The sequence below is a fragment of the Streptomyces sp. NBC_00654 genome (assembly GCF_026341775.1).
Classification (GTDB): domain Bacteria; phylum Actinomycetota; class Actinomycetes; order Streptomycetales; family Streptomycetaceae; genus Streptomyces.
Map to the genome: position 1 here is coordinate 3,991,310 of NZ_JAPEOB010000001.1, position 20,453 is coordinate 4,011,762.

19 protein-coding genes are annotated in these 20,453 nt (G+C 73.0%); 11 read left to right on the forward strand and 8 right to left on the reverse strand.

Annotation, left to right across the window (positions count from 1 at the left end):
- Positions 1 to 87: 87 nt before the first annotated feature.
- From OHA98_RS17070 to OHA98_RS17080, 3 genes are all read right to left on the reverse strand, one after another.
- The gene (locus OHA98_RS17070) at positions 88 to 1,722 is read right to left on the reverse strand and encodes an FAD-dependent oxidoreductase (protein ID WP_266926708.1); all 1,635 of its coding nucleotides are present in this window, start codon (positions 1,720 to 1,722) and stop codon (positions 88 to 90) included.
- Between the two features lie 14 nt (positions 1,723 to 1,736).
- Complete coding sequence (locus tag OHA98_RS17075) at positions 1,737 to 2,909, reverse strand: GntR family transcriptional regulator (RefSeq protein WP_266926709.1); 1,173 nt, start codon at positions 2,907 to 2,909, stop codon at positions 1,737 to 1,739.
- Positions 2,910 to 3,070: 161 nt separating this feature from the next.
- On the reverse strand, positions 3,071 to 4,141 hold the full coding sequence (locus OHA98_RS17080; protein WP_266926710.1) for a LacI family DNA-binding transcriptional regulator: 1,071 nt from the start codon (positions 4,139 to 4,141) through the stop codon (positions 3,071 to 3,073).
- Positions 4,142 to 4,288: 147 nt separating this feature from the next.
- Here OHA98_RS17080 and OHA98_RS17085 point away from each other — a divergent pair, with 147 nt between their 5' ends.
- The 3 genes from OHA98_RS17085 to OHA98_RS17095 are packed head-to-tail and all read left to right on the forward strand — an operon-like array spanning position 4,289 to position 6,599.
- Positions 4,289 to 4,966: an ABC transporter permease gene (locus OHA98_RS17085; protein ID WP_266926711.1), complete on the forward strand. Its 678-nt coding sequence runs from the start codon at positions 4,289 to 4,291 to the stop codon at positions 4,964 to 4,966.
- Positions 4,963 to 5,640 (forward strand): ABC transporter permease, encoded by a 678-nt coding sequence (locus OHA98_RS17090; RefSeq protein WP_266926713.1) that lies wholly within the window; start codon positions 4,963 to 4,965, stop codon positions 5,638 to 5,640. The genes OHA98_RS17085 and OHA98_RS17090 overlap by 4 nt, the downstream gene beginning before the upstream one ends.
- A complete protein-coding gene (locus tag OHA98_RS17095) occupies positions 5,637 to 6,599 on the forward strand; it encodes an ABC transporter substrate-binding protein (RefSeq protein WP_266926715.1) in 963 nt (320 codons plus the stop codon). Before OHA98_RS17090 ends, OHA98_RS17095 begins: the two co-directional genes overlap by 4 nt.
- 16 nt (positions 6,600 to 6,615) lie before the next feature.
- Here the strand turns inward: OHA98_RS17095 and OHA98_RS17100 are convergent, their stop codons facing one another.
- Together OHA98_RS17100 and OHA98_RS17105 are read right to left on the reverse strand one after the other, a co-directional pair.
- On the reverse strand, positions 6,616 to 7,590 hold the full coding sequence (locus OHA98_RS17100; protein WP_266926717.1) for an acetylxylan esterase: 975 nt from the start codon (positions 7,588 to 7,590) through the stop codon (positions 6,616 to 6,618).
- Between the two features lie 52 nt (positions 7,591 to 7,642).
- On the reverse strand, positions 7,643 to 8,806 hold the full coding sequence (locus OHA98_RS17105; protein WP_266926719.1) for an ABC transporter ATP-binding protein: 1,164 nt from the start codon (positions 8,804 to 8,806) through the stop codon (positions 7,643 to 7,645).
- A gap of 106 nt (positions 8,807 to 8,912) precedes the next feature.
- Between OHA98_RS17105 and OHA98_RS17110 the strand changes: the two genes are divergently transcribed.
- The gene (locus OHA98_RS17110; RefSeq protein ID WP_266926721.1) at positions 8,913 to 10,208 is read left to right on the forward strand and encodes an alpha/beta fold hydrolase; all 1,296 of its coding nucleotides are present in this window, start codon (positions 8,913 to 8,915) and stop codon (positions 10,206 to 10,208) included.
- A gap of 114 nt (positions 10,209 to 10,322) precedes the next feature.
- Here the strand turns inward: OHA98_RS17110 and OHA98_RS17115 are convergent, their stop codons facing one another.
- Positions 10,323 to 10,895 carry a rhodanese-like domain-containing protein gene (locus OHA98_RS17115; protein ID WP_266926722.1) on the reverse strand — a complete coding sequence of 191 codons (573 nt, stop codon included), beginning with the start codon at positions 10,893 to 10,895 and terminating at the stop codon, positions 10,323 to 10,325.
- 98 nt (positions 10,896 to 10,993) lie between these two features.
- Between OHA98_RS17115 and OHA98_RS17120 the strand changes: the two genes are divergently transcribed.
- Positions 10,994 to 11,272, forward strand: a complete 279-nt coding sequence (locus OHA98_RS17120) for a metal-sensitive transcriptional regulator (RefSeq protein ID WP_323179569.1) — start codon at positions 10,994 to 10,996, stop codon at positions 11,270 to 11,272.
- 56 nt (positions 11,273 to 11,328) lie between these two features.
- On the opposite strand, the gene OHA98_RS17125 is transcribed toward OHA98_RS17120, so the two are convergent.
- Both OHA98_RS17125 and OHA98_RS17130 read right to left on the reverse strand, forming a co-directional pair.
- Positions 11,329 to 12,096, reverse strand: coding sequence for a sulfite exporter TauE/SafE family protein (locus OHA98_RS17125; RefSeq protein ID WP_266926723.1), 768 nt, complete (start codon positions 12,094 to 12,096; stop codon positions 11,329 to 11,331).
- Positions 12,093 to 13,460 (reverse strand): rhodanese-like domain-containing protein, encoded by a 1,368-nt coding sequence (locus tag OHA98_RS17130; protein ID WP_266926725.1) that lies wholly within the window; start codon positions 13,458 to 13,460, stop codon positions 12,093 to 12,095. The genes OHA98_RS17125 and OHA98_RS17130 overlap by 4 nt, the downstream gene beginning before the upstream one ends.
- Before the next feature lie 131 nt (positions 13,461 to 13,591).
- On the opposite strand from OHA98_RS17130, the gene OHA98_RS17135 reads away from it, so the two are divergent.
- From OHA98_RS17135 to OHA98_RS17160, 6 genes are all read left to right on the forward strand, one after another.
- Positions 13,592 to 14,326 carry a PIG-L deacetylase family protein gene (locus OHA98_RS17135; protein ID WP_266926727.1) on the forward strand — a complete coding sequence of 245 codons (735 nt, stop codon included), beginning with the start codon at positions 13,592 to 13,594 and terminating at the stop codon, positions 14,324 to 14,326.
- A 232-nt stretch (positions 14,327 to 14,558) separates the two neighbouring features.
- Positions 14,559 to 15,158, forward strand: coding sequence for a helix-turn-helix domain-containing protein (locus OHA98_RS17140; RefSeq protein WP_266926729.1), 600 nt, complete (start codon positions 14,559 to 14,561; stop codon positions 15,156 to 15,158).
- 171 nt (positions 15,159 to 15,329) lie between these two features.
- Positions 15,330 to 16,298, forward strand: coding sequence for an NADPH:quinone oxidoreductase family protein (locus OHA98_RS17145; RefSeq protein WP_266926731.1), 969 nt, complete (start codon positions 15,330 to 15,332; stop codon positions 16,296 to 16,298).
- Positions 16,295 to 17,485, forward strand: a complete 1,191-nt coding sequence (locus OHA98_RS17150; protein ID WP_266926733.1) for an acyl-CoA dehydrogenase family protein — start codon at positions 16,295 to 16,297, stop codon at positions 17,483 to 17,485. Before OHA98_RS17145 ends, OHA98_RS17150 begins: the two co-directional genes overlap by 4 nt.
- A complete protein-coding gene (locus OHA98_RS17155; RefSeq protein ID WP_266926735.1) occupies positions 17,482 to 18,615 on the forward strand; it encodes an acyl-CoA dehydrogenase family protein in 1,134 nt (377 codons plus the stop codon). Before OHA98_RS17150 ends, OHA98_RS17155 begins: the two co-directional genes overlap by 4 nt.
- Before the next feature lie 211 nt (positions 18,616 to 18,826).
- Positions 18,827 to 20,434 carry an ABC transporter substrate-binding protein gene (locus OHA98_RS17160; protein ID WP_266926737.1) on the forward strand — a complete coding sequence of 536 codons (1,608 nt, stop codon included), beginning with the start codon at positions 18,827 to 18,829 and terminating at the stop codon, positions 20,432 to 20,434.
- Positions 20,435 to 20,453 lie beyond the last annotated feature (19 nt).

Below are 20,453 nucleotides of genomic sequence, written 5' to 3' on the forward strand. Positions count from 1 at the left end.
GTGGAACAACGGTGGTAAGCGTTTTCCCGCAGGTGGGGAAAGCGCCCTCCCCGAGAGGAGGGCGAAGTCGGGCGGGGGAGGGGGCGGTCAGAGCGTGGCGTAGAGCGCTCCGGCGCTGGTCACCGGACCGTTGCGGAGCCGGTCCGGCCAGTCCAGGGCGAGGCCGAGGGAATCGCTCAGCCGCCCCTGGAAGGAGGCCAGCCTGCGTTCCGTCCCGCGTACGGCGCGCGGCGGCAGCCGGTGCTCCAGGCAGTACGACACCAGCGCGCCCACGGCCTCGCCGATCGCCCACTGACCGTGGTGCCCGCCGAACGCGGGTGCGCTGAGGTGCGTGGCGCCGAGGTTCTGCCCGGCCGGGAGCAGGTTCTCCACCCGTACGGGCAGCAGCGCGCCCAGCGGCAGCTGGAACGGCAGGCACTCCAGATCCAGTCCGGGGCCGCCCCCGGTACCCGGTTGCAGGGTGATGCGGGAGCGCAGCGTCCCCACACTGTCCGTGAACGTCTCGGCCCCCGGCGCCCCCGCGCGGGCGGCGACGGTGAGATGGTGCTCCAGCACCGTGAACTCGGCCCGGATGCGCCGGGATTCACGCACCCGCGGCGACTTGGCGAACCCGTCGGCCGTCCCGGTCACGTCCGGCCGCAGCCGCAGCTCCGGATAGCCGTGGCCGTCGTCGTGGCGGGGCGCCCGGGTCTGCATCCAGTAGAGGAACGACAGCGCCTGCTCGCGCGCCTCCTGTTCGGCCTGTGCCCGTACGCCGGCACCGGCACCGGCGAGCGGCAGCCGGGTGTAGGCCGTCTGCGGCCAGTCGACCAGGGTGATGTCGCTGTCGAAGGTCCCGGGCAGATACCGGCTGCGCGCGAGCGCCCGGCGCTGGTGCCAGCGGTCGTTGGGCGGCGCGGCCCACGGCGGGACGTCGTCCGGTTCGTGCAGGAACAGCGGCACGGTGCGCGGTGCCGCGCGGCCCGGCTCCGCCGTGTCCCAGGAGAAGGCGGCGGACCACCGGTCGTAGCCGGCCGGCCGCTCGACCGTGTGGTCCTCGCCGGGGCGGTGGTCCAGGGCGAAGACCCATGAGGCGGGCTGCTGGTCCAGGGGATCGGCGAGGGCGGCGGCGTGCGGTTCGCCGGTCTCCTCGCGCGACTCCGCCCCGGTGACGTGCTCGACACCCGCGAGGCCGAGCAGCTCGCCCAGGTCGGTGGCGTCGACGACGTACGAGGCGGAGACGGTCAGCAGGTCCCCGCCGGGGCGCTCCAGGGTGACGGCGGCGACCCGGTCGCCGTCCGGGTGGGCCGCGACCGGCCGGTGTTCCGGCAGCACGGTGATGCGCCCCGCCGCGAGATGCGGAGCCAGCAGCTCCTGGACGACGGCGAGCGCGGCGCGTGGTTCGTGGCTGAGATGGCCGGTGGTGCTGAGCCCCGGGTCGAGCAGGGGATCCGCGTACGGCTCGGGGCACAGCGGGTAGTTGCGGCGGTAGAAGTCGCGTATCCGCTCCCGCAGGTCGCGATAGCCGGGGGAGACCGGGTCCAGTTCGATGCGGTGACCGTCGGCGAGCGGCACCGCCTGGGCGGTGAGCAGGCCGCCGGGCCAGTCGGTGGGGTCGGTGAGCACGACCCGGTGGCCGAAGCGGGCGGCGGTGAGCGCGGCGGCGAGACCGCCGGGACCGGCACCGACCACGAGGACGTCGGTCCCGAGTTCGCGGGCGGGGGGTGCGGGGGTGGCGGACACAGGAGTCTCCTCCCTCAGGGCCGGTGGGCGGCGACGGTGCGGAGCCGGACCGGCGCGGAGTCGCGCGTCCTGATCCGGACGGGAAGCACGATCTGCTCGGCGCTGCGGTACGGGTCCTCGCCCGCCGCGCGCTCCGAGATCCGGGTGACCAGGAGTTCCACCGCGCGGGCACCGATCTCCCGTGCGGGCAGCCGGGCGGCGAAGCTCGTCAGCGGCAGCAGGTCGTAGGGTCCGGCGTCGTCCATGCCCGCCAGCACGATCTCGTCCGGCACACCGATGCCGAGCGACGCCAGATCGGCGGCGGCCGTGGCCACGGCGAAACCGTGGGCGCACAGCAGCGCGGTCGGCGGCTCGGGCGCGGCGAGCAGTTCGGACAGCAGGTTCCTGCGGTCGTCCTCGGGCAGCGCGGTGTACGAGCGCAGGGCGGTCAGCTGGGGGAGCAGCGGCTGCCCATGGGCCCGCAGGGCCTGTTTGTGGCCGGTCATCCGGTCATGGACGCTCGTGCACTCCGTCTCGCCCCAGAGCGTCGCGATGCGCTCGTGACCGGCGGCGAGCAGCTGCTCGGTGAGGCGGTAGCCGACGTCGTAGTTGTCGGCGGTGACGGCGTCGATGGCGAGGTCCGGGAAGTACCGGTCGACCAGCACCATCGGGATGCGCAGACGCCTGATGTCGTCGAGCACGGCGAGATCGGGCGAACCCTGCACGGGGTACAGGATGATGCCGTCGACCCGGTCCTCGACCGCCTGGCGCAGCGCCCTGTCCTGGCGGGCGGTGGACGCGGGGTGGTCGGCGTGGCCCGTGGTGGTCATCCCCATCGCGGTGTCGGAGAAGAACATGCGCACCTCACGTTCGGCGCAGCTCGACTCGATGCCGCGCAGCACGTCGGACTGGTGCGGCCCCTGACCGCTGATGATGCAGGCGATCACTCCCGAGCGCTGTGCGGCGGCGGGCTCCTCCGGCCGGTCCGAGGGCGCCGCGACAAAGGTGCCCAGGCCCCGGCGGCGTACCAGCAGGCCTTCCGCTACCAGGTCGTTGAGGGCCCGCACCGCCGTGGTGGAGCTGACCTGGAACCGTTCGCGCAGCTGGTTCTGGGTGATGAACGGTGCACCCGCCTCGTACTCGTCGCGGGCCACCTCGGCCCGCAACTCGTCCTTGATCCGCTGGTACTTGGGTCCGGACGTGCCCATCCAGCCACCACCCCCTCTGTTTGACGCGTCAAAGCAGCGTGGGTCCCAGTGTGTTGATGGTTAACGCATTATTTCAAGAGGGTTGCAGGGAAAACTTGTGTCTTAGTGCGTCAAGTAGGCGGGTCGGGCCGCTTGAACGCGTCAACCCGATGGGCGGCGGCTCAGCCGGCGGTGCGCGGCGGCGGTGCCGTGCTGGCCCGCACCACGAGCCGCGACGGCACCGCGAGCGACCTCGGGGAGGCCGACGCGTCACCGAGCGCCAGCAGCAGCGCCCGGCGCCCGATCTCCTCCAGCGGCAGCCGTACGGTGGTGAGCGCGGGAGTCACGTCGGAGGCCACCGGGAGGTCGTCGAACCCGACCACGGAGACATCGGCCGGCACGCTGCGGCCCAGGTCGTCGCGGAGCGCCGCCAGAGCGCCGAGGGCCATGGCGTCGTTCAGCGCGAACAGCGCCGTGATGTCCTGCGACCTGCGGAAGATCCGCACGGCGGCGGCACGTCCGCCGTCCCGGGTGAAGTCGGCCTCCGCGCGATGGCGCTCCTGGACATGTACGCCGAGCTCCGCCGCGCGCTCCAGGAACCCCTGCAGCCGCTCCTGTACCGAGACCAGGGCCAGCGGTCCGCAGATGACGCCGATCTCCGTGTGCCCGAGGCCGGCGAGATGCTCGGCGACCGCGCGGCCCCCCTCGCGGTTCCCCGGCATGATCGTGTCGACCGGAAGGCCCTGGTGCGCCACCGCGGTGACCCGGCCGCCGTGGGCCGCGAACGCCTCCAGCTCCTGGGTGAGCGCGGGGCTGCCGCCGGTGAAGCCGGACCCGGCGAGGATGACGGCACGGGCCCGCTGCGCGCGCAGCCGCGCCACGTACTCCGCCTGGAGCTGGGGTTCGTGGAACGTGCCCGCCAGCATCACCAGGAGCTTGCGGTCGCGGGCGACCTCCATGACACCGGCCGCGATGGCGGAGTAGTAGGCGTCGTTCACATCGTGGACGATCAGCCCGACGATGGAGGTCGTGGACTGCACGAGTGCGCGGGCCGGTGCGTTGGACACATAGCGGAGCCGGGCGGCCGCCTCCAGGACACGCTCCTGGAGCTCCTGGGTGACGTTGCGGTCGCTGTCGCTGAGGACGCGCGACGCCGTGGCAAGGGATACCCCGGCGTCCTGCGCGACCTGCTGGAGCGTCACGGCGGACGACGGGCGGGGGCGGGCGGAACGTCGATTGACCTGGCTCGGCATAGGGCTACGATAGCTGCACTGAAAGCGTTTTCCCATTGCATCCATCAGCGGATCCGGTGCCGTGGACGCCCCACCGGGCAGGGGCCGCACACCTCGAACAGACGATCATGACGCGCGGCGGCCGGACGCCCGCGCTCCAATGGACGCGTGACCGCGCCCCCCGACGACTGCCTCGCGCGCAATGAATGGATCTGCGGCGCCTATCTCTCCAGCCGCCGGGAGATCCTCTGGGACGCGACGGTCCAGCACCTCCAGCTGACCTCGGTCTCGGTGCTCATAGGTCTGGCCCTCGCCCTGCCGCTCGCCCTGGCCGCCCGCGGAAGGCGCTGGGCGGCCGGACCCGTGCTCGGGCTGACGACGGTCCTCTACACCATCCCGTCGCTCGCGATGTTCTCGCTGCTGCTGCCGGTGTACGGGCTCTCCGCCACGCTCGTCGTCGCCGGACTCGTCCTCTACTCGCTCACCCTTCTCGTGCGCAACATCCTCGCCGGACTGCGGGCGGTGCCCGAGGAGACCCGGCAGGCGGCGCGCGGCATGGGCTACGGCCCCGTACGCCTGCTGATGACCGTGGAGCTCCCGCTCGCCCTGCCCGCTTCCATGGCCGGGCTGCGGATCGCCACCGTCTCGGCGGTCTCCCTGGTCACGGTCGGGGCGATCGTCGGCCACGGCGGGCTCGGCAACCTCATCTACGCGGGCATGAACACCTACTTCAAGGCCCAGGTGCTGACCGCGTCCGTCCTCTGTGTCCTCATCGCCGTGGCGGCCGACCTGCTGCTCCTGGGCGCGCAGCGCCTGCTGACCCCCTGGACCAGGAGCCGGCCGTGACCACCCTCGCCGACTCCTGGTCCTGGCTCACCACCGCCGCCCACTGGTCCGGGCCCGACGGCATCTGGCACCGGCTCGGCGAACACCTCTACCTCACCGCGGTCTGCCTGCTGATCAGCTGTCTCATCGCCCTGCCGGTCGCCCTGGTCCTCGGCCACATCGGCAGGGGCGGCGCCCTGGCCGTCAACATCTCGAACATCGGCCGGGCCGTCCCCACGTTCGCCGTGCTGGTCCTGCTGCTGCTCACGCCGGTCGGTGCGTACGGCCAGTGGTCGACCGTCATCGCGCTGGTGCTCTTCGCCATGCCCCCGTTGCTCACCAACGCCTACGTGGGGATGCGCGAGGTGGACCGGGACGTGGTCGGGGCGGCCCGGGGGATGGGCATGACGGGCCGGCAGATGCTGCTGGGCGTGGAGCTGCCGCTCGCGATGCCGCTCGTCCTCACCGGCATCCGGATCGCCGCCGTGCAGCTCGTCGCCACCGCGACGCTGGCCGCCCTGGCCGGCGGCGGCGGCCTGGGCCGGATCATCACCGCGGGCTTCAACCTGGCCTCCACCCCCCAGGTCGTGGCCGGGGCGGTCCTGGTCGCCGTCCTCGCCCTCCTGGTGGAAGGGATCTTCGAGGCCGGCCGGCGCATCACCCCGGACCGGCGCCGGGCCCGGGAGGCCGCGTGAGCCGCCCCCGTACCCCGTACGCCCTGTGCGTCCTTCTCCTGCTGGCCGCCACCGCAGCGGCGTGCACCACCGGCCCCGCCCTGGAGAACCAGGGCGATGTCACCGCCCCGCCCGGCGACAGCGAGCACCTCACGATCGGCTCCGCCGGATTCACCGAGAGCGAACTGCTCGCCCGGATGTACGCGATCCTGCTCGGCCGGGCCGGGTACACCACCAGGATCATCTCCGTGACCAACCGGGAGATCTACGAACCCGCGCTGGAGAGCGGCCAGATCGACGTCGTGCCGGAGTACGCGGCGACCTTCGCCGACTGGCTGAACGCCAGGACCAACGGCGCGGACGCCGCGCCCGTCGGTTCCCCCGACCTCGGCACCACGATGAAGGCCCTGCGCTCCCTGGCCGCACCCCGCGGCCTCACCGTCCTGGACCCGGGCCGGGCCGTCGACCAGAACGCCTTCGCGGTCGCCTCCTCGTACGCCGCGCGGCACCGCCTGAAGACCCTCGGCGACCTGGGAAGGTCACGGCTGCCCGTGCGGCTGGCGGCGGGCGACGAATGCGTACAGCGCCCGTACTGCGCGCCCGGACTCAGGAAGACCTACGGCATCGACATCACCGCCGTCGATCCGAAGGGTGTCGGCACCACCCAGGCCAAACAGGCGGTGCAGAGCGGTCAGGACCAGATGGTCCTGACCACCAGCACGGACGCCACCCTCGACGACTTCGGCCTCGTGCTCCTCGCCGACGACAGACATCTCCAGAACGCCGACCACCTGGTCCCCGTCGTCAACCGCGCACGGGCGGGCGGCGCCGGGGTGCGCGACGCCCTCGCCCCGCTCGGCACGGCACTGACCACGGCCGCTCTGGCAGCGATGAACGAACAGGTCGACAGCTGGCGCAGGCTGCCCGAGGACGTCGCACGCGACTACCTGAGGAAGGCGGGGCTCATCCCGGCGGGGTGAGGGAGCGCCCGTGTCCTCAGGCCGTCAGTTTTCCCGGGAGCCAGGCCAGCTGGGCGGCCTGCTGGAACGCGCCACCGCCCTCGTGGTCGTTGAAGTCGTACACCTCGATCGTCTTGTCCTGATGGCCGTACGCGTTGAAGGCGGCGAAGACCGTCGAGGGCGGGCAGGTCTGATCCTCCAGGGCCGTCGAGAACAGCGCGGGAGCCCGGCCGCGCGCCGCGAAGTGCACCCCGTCGAAATAGGCCAGCGTGGCGTTGGCCCGCTCGGTGCGGCCGCGGTGCGTCTTGAGGTAGTTGCCCACCTCGCGGTACGGCTGCCGGTCGGTGAGGGTGACCGCACGCGGGAAGTCGCACAGGAACGGCACGTCCGGCGCGACCGCGACCAGGTCCGGTATCAGCCCTCCGGCGGCGATCGCGATGCCGCCGCCCTGACTGACCCCGGTGACGGCGGTACGCGCCGCGTCGGCCAGCGGATGCGAGCGAGCGGCCTCCACGGCCCGCACCGCGTCCGTGAACACCCTCCGGTAGTAGTAGTCCAGGGGGTCCTCTATACCCCGGGTCATGAATCCGGGCAGCGAGGGCGCGCTGCCCACGGGGTCGGCCGTGTCCCCCGGCGCCCAGCCGCTGCCCTGGCCCCGGGTGTCCATCACGAAGTGGGCGAAACCGGCCGAGGCCCACAGCAGATGGGTGTGCGCCAGACCGCGCCCACCCCCGTATCCGAGGAACTCCACGACCACCGGCAGGGGCTCCCGGGTGCCCGCCGGCACGACGAACCACCCCTTGACCGGGTGCCCGCCGAAGCCCGCGAACGTCACGTCGTACACCTCGACGCCCGCCAGCCCCGTGCCGGTGTGCCGTGCGAAGCGGGCGTCCAGGTCATGGGTCCTGGCCTCGTCGAGGGTCGTCGACCAGAACGTGTCGAAGTCCGCGGGCTCCACCGACCGGCTGCGGTAGCCGTGCAGCTCGGGGAGGGACAGATCGAACAGAGCCATGAGGGACCGCCTTCGTCGCAGGAGTGGACGATCACACCGTACGGTCCCGCCCTCAGACGTCCGCGACCGAGTCGAACGCCACTTCCTCGCGCGGGACGCCCTGAGCGTCCGCGTCCACGGAACGGCGCAGCGCCTCATGGAGCTTCGACGGAGTCAGCACCCCCAGGAAACGCGCTCCGTCCAGCACCGCCACCCACCCGGCGTCGTACTGGAGCATCTCGCTGAACGCCTGCTTCAACGGTGCGCCGACGGGCACCCACGCGTCCATCCGCCGGGCCGGCCCGCCCACCGTCGCCGCCTCCCCGGCGTCCCGCAGCGCGTCCACCGACACCCAGCCGTGCAGCTCGCCCGCACCGTTCAGGACCACCGCCCAGCGGGCCCCCGCCGCACCCAGCCGGGCCGCCGCGGACCGGGCCGGTTCGTCGAGCCGGGCCACCGGCGGCTCCCAGAGGTCCTCCGGTCCGATCGCGGTCACCGACAGCCGTTTCAGCCCCCGGTCGGCGCCGACGAAACGCGCCACGTACGGCGTCGCAGGGGTGCCGAGCACGGCGGCCGGGGTGTCGAACTGCTCGATGCGGCCCTCCCCGTACACGGCCATCCGGTCGCCCATCCGGACGGCTTCCTCGATGTCGTGCGTGACCAGCAGAACGGTCTTCCTGACCGTTGCCTGGAGTCCCAGGAACTCGTCCTGAAGCCGTTCACGGACCACCGGGTCCACCGCACCGAAGGGTTCGTCCATCAGCAGCACCGGCGGATCCGCCGCGAGCGCCCGCGCCACCCCCACCCGCTGGCGCTGGCCGCCGGACAGCTGGGCGGGGTAGCGCGATCCGTAGGTGCCCGGGTCCAGGCCCACCAGGTCGAGCAGCTCCGCCGCCCGCTCCCTGGCCCTGGCACGCTTCCAGCCGATCAGCGCCGGTACGGTCGCGGTGTTGTCCAGGACCGTCCGGTGCGGGAACAGGCCGGCCTGCTGGATCACATATCCGATCCGGCGGCGCAGCCTCACCGGGTCGACGCCCGCGATGTCCTCCCCGTCGACCAGGATCCGGCCCGAGGTCGGCTCGATCAGCCGGTTCACCATCATCATCGTGGTGGTCTTGCCGCAGCCGGACGGTCCGACCAGCGTGACCAGTTCCCCCTCGCCGACCTCGAAGGACAGCCCGTCGACCGCGGTCGTGCCGTCCGGGTAGACCTTGCCGACCTGCTCGAACCGGATCATGACTGCACGTTAGGAGCCGCCCGGACCGGGCGCACACGGGCCGGGCCCGTCCGAGTCACACTCATGTGCTGAACTGTCCCGGAACCATCTGATTCAGGAGCCTTGTGTGAGCAGTTACCGGCAGCCCGGCGTCGTCTTCACCGACCGTCATTTCACGGTCCCGCTCGATCACGGCGACCCGGGCGGCGAGCAGATCGAGATCTTCGGCCGGGAGGCGGTGGCGACCGGCCGGACCGGTGAGCAGCTGCCGTGGCTGGTCTATCTGGAGGGCGGCCCCGGGTTCGGCGCCGGCCGGTTCGTCGGTACGGAGGCGTGGCTCGGCCGCGCCGTACAGGAATTCCGGGTGCTGCTGCTCGACCAGCGCGGCACCGGCCGGTCCACCCCGGCCAACCGGCAGACCCTGCCGCTGCGGGGCGGCCCGCGCGAGCAGGCCGAGTACCTCGCCCACTTCCGCTCGGACAGCATCGTCCTCGACTGCGAGCTCATCCGCCCGCAGCTGACCGGCGGCGGTACCTGGACCGTGCTGGGGCAGTCCTACGGCGGATTCTGCGCCGTGCGTTATCTGTCGGTTGCCCCCGAAGGGCTCGAAGCCGTCCTGATCACCGGCGGTCTGCCCGCGCTCGACGCCCACGCCGACGAGGTGTACCGGGCCGCCTATCCGCGGATCGAGCGGAAGACCGCCGCCCACTACGCCCGCTACCCGCAGGACGTGCGGCGCGTCCGCGAGATCGCCGCGTACCTCGCCGAACACCGGCCCGAGAGCGCCGGGCACCGGCTGACGCCCGAGGGGTTCCAGTCGCTGGGCATCATGCTGGGCGGCGGCAGCGGCAGCCACCGGCTGCACTATCTGCTGGAGAACGCCTTCGTCCGCACCCCGCACGGGACCGAGCTCTCCGACGCCTTCCAGGAGGGCATGCGCACGGCCAACTCGTTCGCCGGACATCCGCTGTACGCCCTGATGCACGAGGCGATCTACGGCCAGGGCGGGGCGCCCACCGGATGGGCCGCGGAGCGGGTCAGGTCCGAGTTCCCGCAGTTCGACGCGGAGGCGGCACTGGCGGGGGAGGGCCCCGTCCTCTTCACCGGTGAGAGCATCCACCCCTGGCACTTCGACGTGGACCCGGCGCTGCGCCCGCTGCGCGAGACCGCCGAACTCCTCGCGAACCGCACCGACTGGCCGGTGCTGTACGACGCCGGGCGGCTCGCCGCCAACGAGGTCCCGGTCGCCGCGGCCGTGTACCACGACGACATGTACGTGGACACCGGGCACGCGCTGCGCACCGCCGCGTCGATCCGCGGGCTGCGCACCTGGGTGACGAACGAGTTCGAGCACGACGGACTGCGCGCGGGCGGGCCGCGCGTGCTGGACCGGCTGCTCGCGATGGTCAGGGACGAGATCTGACCCGTACCGCCCGGTGAACGCGGGGGAGCCGGCCGCACACGGTGTGCGGCCGGCTCCCCCGGGGACGACGGTCCGGCTCCGTCACGCGCGACGGGGCGGAACGGTCTGCACGTGTCACCGCTGGAGTGCCTCCAGCGTGGCGTTCAGGCCGGCGGCGGAGCGCGGGGCGCGGTTGTGCGGGAGCCGGGACAGCACCGCCGCCATCCCGCAGGAGTTGGTCACCGCGGAGAACACCAGGCCGGAGCCGACACCGGCGGACAGCCAGCGCGCGGCCGGGAAGCGGAGCCCCGCCACCAGACCCGCCACCACCAGCGAACCGGCGGCGAGCCGGACCTGACGCTCCATCGGCCAGACGGCCCCGGCCCCTTCCGGCCGGTCCAGGCCGTGGCCGTCACCCTCCCAGGCGGAGGTGCCGCCGACGAGGGTCACCGCGTCGATGTCGGCGCCGGCGAGGATCTCGCAGGCGCGCGTCGAACGGACGCCGGAGGCGCACACCACGAGGAGGGTGCCGCGCGCGGCGGCCGACTTCAGCGCGGCCAGCGCCTCGGGGAGCCGGTCGAGCGGGATGTTGAGGGCGCCGGGCACATGTCCGGAGGCGTACTCGCCGGGGGCTCGCACGTCGATGACGGTGAACTCCTCCAGACGGGCTGCGGCCTGGGCGGGGGAGAGGGAGGCGGGGCTGGTCACGAGCAGGTTTTCCTTTCGATCACCGGGGTCGGGAAGACACGCGTCTCCCGTTCCCCGGACAGGTTAGAATACCCCTTGGGGTATTCGGAGGAGGATGTGTGGAACTCGACATGGCGGCCGATGAACTGAAGTCGGTCCTCAATCGCCTGCGCCGCGCACAGGGCCAGCTCAACGCGATCATCAGGATGATCGAGGAGGGCCGGGACTGCGAGGACGTCATCACGCAGATGGCGGCGGTTTCGCGGGCCCTGGACCGGGCCGGTTTCGCGATCATCGCCACCGGGCTGCAGAACTGCATGGCGGACGGCTCCGCCGAGCCCGCCGACCGTGACCGGATGCGTGCCCGGCTGGAGAAGCTCTTCCTCTCGCTGGCCTGACGCGGGTGCGCGTCGCCGGTCCGGCGGCGCGCACCGCCCCGGCGGGCTGCCGGGGGTCATCGGAGGACGGCGTCGATGACCATGCCGAGCGCCACCGCCAGGAGCACTCCGCCGAACACGCGCTGCAAGGCGTCCGTGGACACCTTCGAGGCCAGCCGTTTGCCGTCCCAGGCGCCGAGCACCGCCGCCGCCGTGAAGGGGGCTATGACGGCCCAGTCCAGTGCGGCGGGCGTCGCGAGCCGGGTGGCCAGCGCCGCCGTCGAGTTGACCGTGATGACGAGGAGGCTCGTCCCCACGGCGGCGGTCATCGGTACGGCGAGGAAGGTGACCAGCGCGGGCACCGCCAGGAATCCGCCGCCCACGCCGAGGAAACCGGTCACCGCCCCGAGCCCCGCACCCGCCCCGGCGGCCCGGCGGGCGGGCACGGGACCGGCGCCCCGCCCGCCGTCGGTGGCCGGGGGCAGCGGACGGGGCCGGAGCATCCGGACCGCGGCCACCGCCGCGAGCACGGCGAACGCCACGGTCAGCACCACCGCCGGAATCCGTACCGACAGCGCCCCGGCGACAGCCGCCGGGACGATGCCCGCGGCCGCGAAGAGCGTTCCCGTGCGCCACCGGACCGCGCCGTCCCGGGCATGGGCCAGCAGGCCGGTGAGCGAGGTCGCGATCACGATGAGCAGTCCGGCGGTGGTCGCCGCGGCCGGGCTGAAGCCGAACGGATAGATCAGCGCGGGAACGGCGAGGACGCTGCCCCCGCCGCCGAGCCCGCCGAGCGCGAGGCCGACCACGGCCCCGGCCGTCACGGCCAGGATCAGCGAGGTCATGCGACGGCGGCCATCAGGCCCGCCGCGTGGGCCGCCTCGAACCCGTCGTCGACGGCCACCACGTCCCGCCCCGCAGCGTCCAGCAGCGACGCGCCGATCGCCGCCCGCATGCCGCCGGCGCAGTGCACCCACACCACGCCCGGCGGTACCTCGGCCAGCCGCCCGGGGAGCTGGTGCAGGGGGATGTGCACGGAGCCCGGGATCGCGCCGCCCGCGCGTTCGGAGTCCCGCCGGACGTCGAGGATCACCGGGGCCCCGCCCAGGCGCCGGGCGGCGGCCAGCCCCGCGAAGTCCGACCGGTCGAAGGAGCGCAGCTCGTCCGGGGTCCGGACCCAGGACTCCGGGGTGCCGGTGGCCGTCGCGACGGGCCGGTCGATCCCGACCCGCGCCAGCTCGCGCTGCGCGTCCGCGATCTCCTCGGCGGTGGACGCCAGCAGGGTGACCGGCCTGCCCCACGGGATGAGCCAGGCCAGATAGGTGGCGGGCGCGCCCGTGCCCTCGAAGTTGAACGACCCGGCCACATGTCCCTCGGCGAACGCGACGCGGCTGCGCAGGTCCACCACCCACTCGCCCGCCGCGAGCCGCTGGGCTATGCGCTCCGCGTCGGCGGGTTCGGGCGGCGTCAGGTCGATGGGCGAGGGCCCCGCGGCGTTGGCCGGGCCCATGTGCGCGTAGTACGCGGGAATGTCGTCGAGACCGGCGAGCAGGTCGGCGACGAAGGCGTCCACATCCTTGACCAGCGCTTCGTTGCGGCCGCGCTCGGCGCCCACCGTCGTCGTCGTGGCGCCCGCGCTCTGTCCGGCGGAGCAGAAGCTGCCGAAGCCGTGCGTGGGCAGCACGGCGACCTCGTCGTCCAGTGTGTCGGCGAGGCGTCGCACCGAGGCGTGCTGGGCGCGGGCCAGCTGCTCGGTCAGCCGGGGCTCGACCAGGTCGGGACGGCCCACGCCGCCGATCAGCAGGGAGCCCCCGGTGAACGCGGCGACGGCCCGGCCGTCCTCCTCCAGGACGTACGAGGTGTGGTGCGGGGTGTGTCCGGGGGTGGCCATCGCCCGCAGCGTGATGCCCTCGTCCACCCGGGCGGTGTCGCCGTCGGCGACCGGCGTCCGGGCGAAGGAGACCTGTGCGGCCGCCGGAACCAGGTAGCGCGCGCCGGTCGTCCGTGCCAGTTCGAGGCCGCCGGAGACGTAGTCGTTGTGCAGATGCGTCTCCACCACCAGGGCGATCCGCACCCCGCGTACGGCCGCCGCGGCGATGACCCGGTCGATGTCGCGCGGCGGATCCACGACGACGGCGGCCCGTTCGCCGCCCGCCAGATAGCTGCGGTTGCCCAGGCCGGCTGTGTCCAAGGTGTCGACGAAGAACACGACACGCTCCTTTCGTACGGTGTACCCCCGGGGGTATCTTTCGAACAGCCTAGCACTTATACCCCCGGGGGTATTTTTCGGGCCGTGTGTCGGCTCCACGCGGGCCCCGCCGGCGTGGATAGCCTGCGGGCATGACGCAGCGACAGCTCGAACCCATGCCCACCGACTGGCAGCGTGCCCTGGCCGTTGTCGCCCATCCCGATGACCTGGAGTACGGAGCGGCCGCCGCCGTGGCGGGCTGGACCGACGGCGGCCGGGAGGTCTCCTATCTGCTCGCCAGCCGTGGTGAGGCGGGCATCGACACGCTCCCTCCCGCGGAGTGCGGCCCGGTGCGGGAGCGTGAGCAGCGGGAGAGTGCGGCGGTGGTCGGGGTGCGGACGGTGGAATTCCTGGACCACCGGGACGGCGTGATCGAGTACGGCATCCGGCTGCGCCGCGAGATCGCCGCGGCCGTTCGCCGCCACCGCCCGGAGCTGGTGATCACGCTCAATCACCGTGACACCTGGGGCGGTGTCGCCTGGAACACCCCCGACCACCGGGCGGTCGGCCGGGCCGCGCTGGACGCGGTCGCGGACGCGGGCAACCGGTGGATCTTCCCCGAACTCGTGGAGCAGGGGCTCCGGCCGTGGGGCGGGGTGCGCTGGATCGCGGTCGCGGGCAGCGACCGGCCCACGCACGCGGCCGACGCCACGCAGGGCTTCGAGCGCTCCGTCCGGTCGCTGCTGGCGCACCGCACGTACATCGAGGCGCTGACGGAGGAGGACCCGGAGGCGTACTGCCGTACGTTCCTGGGTGGTGCGGTGCGCTCCGTCGCCGAGCGGTTCGGCGGGACGCCCGCCGTGCCCTTCGAGGTCTTCGCGCGCTGAGCGGCGGCGCGCCGCGTCGCGGGCGGCCCGAGGCGGCCGTGACCACGCCCGCCGGCACGAGGGCCCGGTACGTACGGGCGCGCGACGGCCGGGCAGGCCGTCCGGGTCGTCGCGGGGGAGTTCCGGGTGGCCACCACCGAGGCGGCGGTGGCCTCCGCCTCCGCGTCCGTTTCCGCACCCCGCGCCTACCCGGCCGATTGACAAACCGCCTTGCTGATTCTGCAATGGAGGCATGAAGGAACACGACCGGGACGACCCGGAACTGGATGCCGTGCTCACCGGCGTCGGACCCCGGCTGCGCAGGCTGCGCACCGACCGCGGGGTGACGCTCGCGGCGCTCTCCGCAGCCACCGGAATCTCCGTCTCCACCCTCTCCCGGCTGGAGTCCGGCGGGCGGCGCCCCAGCCTGGAGCTGCTGCTCCCGATCGCCCGCGCCCATGAGGTGCCGCTCGACGATCTCGTCGGCGCGCCGCCCGTCGGGGACCCGAGGGTCAGGGCCAAGCCGATCGTGCACGGCGGGAAGACCGCGCTCCCGCTGACCGGCCGGCCCGGTGGTCTCCAGGCGTACAAGGTGCTGCACGAGTCCGCCTCGGGGGACGTGCCGACGCAGCGCACCCATGAGGGGTACGAGTGGCTGTACGTGCTCTCCGGGCAGCTGCGGCTGCTGCTGGCCGAACACGATCTGGTGCTGGAGCCGGGGGAGGCGGCCGAGTTCGACACCCGGCTGCCGCACTGGTTCGGGCCCGTGGGCGACGAGCCGGTGGAATACCTCAGCCTGTTCGGGCCGCAGGGCGAGCGCATGCATGTCAGGGCCAAGCCCAAGAGGGGCTGAGCCGGGTCCGCGGGGCATGTGCGCCGGCCTTCCCGAGGTGTTCCCAGATCGGCAAGCGACCGCTTAGTATGCGCCGGAGCGGTGGTAGTGCGAGCGGTGGCCGACGCGCGCGGCGGTCATGCGCGCGGGCGCCGTGAGCAGGTAATGCCGACAGTGTTGTGGAGGCCCCTCATGCAGGCATGGCGAGTGCACCGGAACGGCGAGCCGGGCGAGGTGATGCGGCTCGACGAGACGGAGCGGCCCACGCCCGGCGAGGGTCAGGCGCTGATCAGGGTGCGGGCGGCCAACGTCAACTTCCCCGACGCGCTGCTCTGCCGGGGGCAGTACCAGGTGCGCCCGCCGCTGCCCTTCACCCCGGGCGTGGAGATCTGCGGTGACACCGAGGACGGGCGCCGGGTGATCGCCACCCCCGCCCTCCCGTACGGCGGCTTCGCCGAGTACGTCGTCGCGGACGAGGCGGCCCTGCTGCCCGCGCCCGGCTCCCTCGACGACGCCGAGGCGGCGGCCCTGCACATCGGCTACCAGACAGGCTGGTTCGGGCTGCACCGCCGGGCCCGTATCGAGGCGGGCGAGACCCTGCTCGTGCACGCGGCGGCGGGCGGCGTCGGCAGCGCCGCCGTGCAGCTGGGCAAGGCGGCGGGCGCCACCGTCATCGGCGTCGTCGGAGGCCCGGAGAAGGCCGCGACCGCCCGGGAGCTGGGCTGCGACCTGGTCATCGACCGCCGCTGCGAGGACATCGTGGCGAGGGCCAAGGAGGCCACCGGCGGACGGGGCGTGGACGTCGTCTACGACCCCGTCGGCGGCGATGCCTACGCCAGGTCCGTGAAGTGCGTCGCCTTCGAGGGGCGCGTCCTCGTCGTCGGCTTCGCGAGCGGAGTCATCCCCGCCCCGGCGCTCGGCCACGCCCTCGTCAAGAACTACTCGATCGTCGGACTCCACTGGGGCCTCTACAACACCGAGGACCCCGCCGCGGTCCGCGCCTGCCACGACGAGCTGACCCGGCTCGCGGCACAGGGAGTCATCAGACCGCTGGTCAGCGAGCGCACCGCGATGACCGGTGCGGCGGCCGCCGTCCAGCGTGTCGCCGACGGCACCAGCACCGGCCGCATCGTCGTCCTGCCGACAGGAGCCGCCCGATGACCACCGCCCCCGACGCGGACGAGGTCCGCCGCCGCACACGCGACCTGCTCTCCGCGTACCCGCCGGCCACCACGGAGCGCACCGCGTTCCTCAGGGCCCGCTTCGACGCGGGTCTGGCCTGGGTCCACTACCCGGCCGGACTCGGCGGGCTCGACGCGCCGCGTTCCCTCCAGCCCGTCGTCGACGCCGCACTCGCCGCCGCCGGGGCCCCCGGCAACGACCCGCGCCGCATCGGCATCGGTCTGGGCATGGCGGCCCCGACCATCCTCGGGTTCGGCACCGACGAGCAGAAGCGGCGCTTCCTGCGGCCCCTGTGGGCCGGCGAGGAGGTGTGGTGCCAGCTGTTCAGCGAGCCGGGCGCCGGATCCGACCTGGCCGCCCTCGGCACCCGGGCCGTCCGGGACGGGTCGGACTGGGTCGTCGACGGGCAGAAGGTCTGGACGTCCAGCGCCCATGTGGCCCGCTGGGCGATCCTGATCGCCCGCACCGACCCGGACCTGCCCAAGCACCGGGGCATCAGCTACTTCATCTGCGACATGACCGACCCCGGTGTCGAGGTGCGGCCGCTGCGCCAGATCACCGGCGAGGCGGAGTTCAACGAGGTCTTCCTCACCGGTGTGCGCATCCCGGACAGCAGGCGGCTCGGCCCGGTGGGGGAGGGCTGGAAGGTCGCGCAGACCACCCTGATGAACGAGCGCGTCTCGATCGGCGGAGCCCGGATCCCGCGCGAGGGCGGCATGATCGGCCCGGTCTCGCGGACCTGGCGCGAGCGCCCGGAGCTGCGCACCCACGACCTGCACCAGCGCCTGCTGACGCTGTGGGTGGAGGCCGAGGTGGCCCGGCTCACCGGCGAGCGGCTGCGCCAGCAGCTCGTCGCCGGACAGCCCGGCCCCGAAGGATCGGGCATGAAGCTCGCCTTCGCCCGCCTCAACCAGGAGATCAGCGGCCTGGAGGTCGAACTCCTCGGCCAGGAGGGCCTGTTGTACGGCGACTGGACCATGCGCCGGCCGGAGCTGGTCGACTTCACCGGACGCGACGCCGGGTACCGCTATCTGCGCTCCAAGGGCAACTCCATCGAGGGCGGCACGAGCGAGGTACTGCTGAACATCGTCGCCGAGCGCGTGCTCGGGCTGCCCGCCGAACCGCGCAACGACAAGGACGTCGCCTGGAAGGACCTGTCCCGATGACCGCGCCGAACCAGTCCGCCGCCACCCCTGATCTGCTCTACTCGGAGGCCGAGGAGGACCTGCGGTCCGCCGTGCGGTCCCTGCTCGCCGACCGGGCCGGCGCACCGGCGGTGACCGCCGCCGCCGAGTCCGGCACGCCGTACGACCCGCGGCTGTGGAAGGCGCTCGCCACCGGCATCGGCGCCGCCGGACTCCTCGTACCGGAGACGCTGGGCGGGCAGGGGGCCTCGCACCGGGAAGCCGCCGTGGTCCTGGAGGAGCTCGGCCGCGGCGTCACCCCCGCACCCTTTCTGACGAGTGCCGTCGCGGCGACCGGCACACTGCTCGCGCTGGAGGCCGAGGACGGTCCGGTCGCCGCGCTGCTCGCCGAGCTGGCCTCCGGCCGCACGACCGCGGTACTCGCCGTGCCGTTCGCCACCCCGCCCTCCGGAGCGCTCACCGGGGCGGTCGCCGCGTCGGCGGGCGTCCTCGACGGGACGGTGCGCGGGGTGGCCGACGCGGTCGCCGCCGATGTGCTGCTGGTGCCCACCGCCGAGGGCCTGTACGAGGTCCGGACGGCCGGGGACGCGGTCGCCCTGGAGCCGCTCGTCGCCCTCGACCTCACCCGCCCGCTCGCCGCCGTCACCCTGGCCGGTGCCACCGGCACCCTGCTCGCCGACGCGGCCGCCGCCGACGGTGCCGTACGGCACGGGCTGCTCACCGGCGCCGGGCTGCTCGCCTCCGAACAGCTCGGCCTCGCCGAATGGTGTCTGACCGAGACCGTGCGGTACACCCGTGAACGGCACCAGTTCAACCGGCCCGTGGGCTCGTTCCAGTCGCTCAAGCACCGGATGGCGCAGCTCTGGCTTCAGGTCGTCTCGGCCCGCGCCGCCGCCCGCAACGCCGCCGACGCCCTCGCCACCGGCAGCCCGGACGCCCCGCTCGCGGTCGCCGTGGCCCAGGCGTACTGCTCGAAGGCCGCGGTCCACGCCGCCGAGGAGTGCGTGCAGTTGCACGGCGGGATCGGAATGACCTGGGAACACCCCGCGCATCTGTATCTGAAGCGGGCCAAGGCCGACTCGATCGCGTACGGCACGGCGGGAAGCCATCTCGGGACGGTGGCCGGGCTGGCCGAAATCCCGGCGCCCTGAGGGCTGTCCGCAGCCCTTCCGCGGGGGCCGGCGAGCGGGGGTACGCGACCGCGTACCCCCGCTTCGCCGTGCCGGGGAGGCGCGTGGGGAGCCGGGCGGGCGAGCGGGCGGAACCGGGCAGGTGCGGGCGGGGTGGGCGAGGCTCTTTACGTGCTGTTTAATTGCGATCGGTTCGCAATAACATTCGATCTTCAATAGGGATGTGCAGAGTATGACGGCCCGATCGGTACGGGGAGCGGTCGCCACCACGCTGGCGGCCGTGCTGTCGATATCCGCGGCGGCCTGCTCGAATCCGGAGAGTCCGGGCGGCGGTTCGGGTTCCGGCTCCGCGGACTCGGCCGTCGTCGGCATCGCGTACGAGCCCGACAGCCTCAGCCCGCTGCTCGGCTACGGCAAGGACGGCAACTCCAAGATCTTCGACGGGCTGCTCGCCCTCGACGGCGCGATGACGCTGCGGCCCGCGCTCGCCACCGCCCTGCCCGAGATCAGCGACGACGGGCTCACGTACACCTACCGGCTCCGCAAGGGCGTCACGTTCAGCGACGGCAAGCCGTTCGGCGCGAAGGACGTCGTCTTCACCTATCGCACCATTCTCGACGAGAGGACGAACAACGCCTCCCGTACCGAACTGGACGCGGTGAAGACCGTCGAGGCGGTCGGCGACGACAGCGTCGTCTTCACCCTGAAGTACCCTTACGCGCCCTTCGCCCAGCGCACCGTCCTGCCCATCGCTCCCGAACACATCGCGGGCGAGCAGGACGTGAACACCGGCGCCTTCACCACCCACCCCATCGGCACCGGGCCCTATCTGCTCACCAAGTGGTCCAAGGGCGAGAAGCTGAGCTTCAAGGCCAACCCCGGCTACTGGGGCGGCGCACCGAAGATCAAGAAGTTCACCATGGCCATCATCAAGGACGACGACGTGCGCGCCACCCGGCTGCGCTCCGGCGACCTCGACGGCGCGATCCTGCCGCCCAACCTCGCCAAGGGCTTCAAGGGCGAGGGACGGAAGACCTACGCGGCCACGACGTACGACTACCGCACGGTGACCCTGCCGACCCACAACAAGGTCGCCGGTGACACCGCCGTCCGGCGCGCGCTCGATGTCGCCGTCGACCGGCAGGCCATGGTCGACTCCATCCTCAACGGCGAGGGCAGGCCCGCCTACGGGCCCGTCCCCACCGACAGCGAGTGGTTCACCGGGGGAACCGAGCGCCGCCACGACCTCGCCGCCGCTCAGCAGATCCTCGACGTGGCGGGCTGGAAGCCGGGCAAGGACGGCATCCGCACCAAGGACGGGGTGCGCGCCGCCTTCCCGCTCTGGTACCTCACCGGTGACAAGCTCCGCCAGGAACACGCCCTCGCCTACGCCTCCGACGCCAAGAAGGCGGGCATCGACATCACCGCCGAGGCCGGGACCTGGGAGGTCATCGAGCCCCGGATGAAGCAGGACGCCGTCCTGGCGGGCGGCGGATCGCCCGCCGACCCCGACTTCGACCAGTACACCCTGCTGAAGTCCTCCCTCGCGGGAGACGGCTTCAACAACATGGCCCGGTACGACAACAAGGCCGTCGACACGGCCCTCGAAGCGGGCCGCCGGAGCGGTGACAAAGCCGCCCGCAAGGCGGCGTACGACACCGTCCAGCGGGAACTGGTGAAGAACCCCGGCTACACCTTCCTCACCCACATCGACCACCTCTACGTCGTCGACGACCGGTTCGGCCCGCTCACCACCCAGGTCGAACCGCACGACCACGGCCTGGCCTCCGGCCCCTGGTGGAACGTCGAGAAGTGGAACCCCGGGGGCACGGAGAAGTGAGCCACCGCCTCCCCTGGGG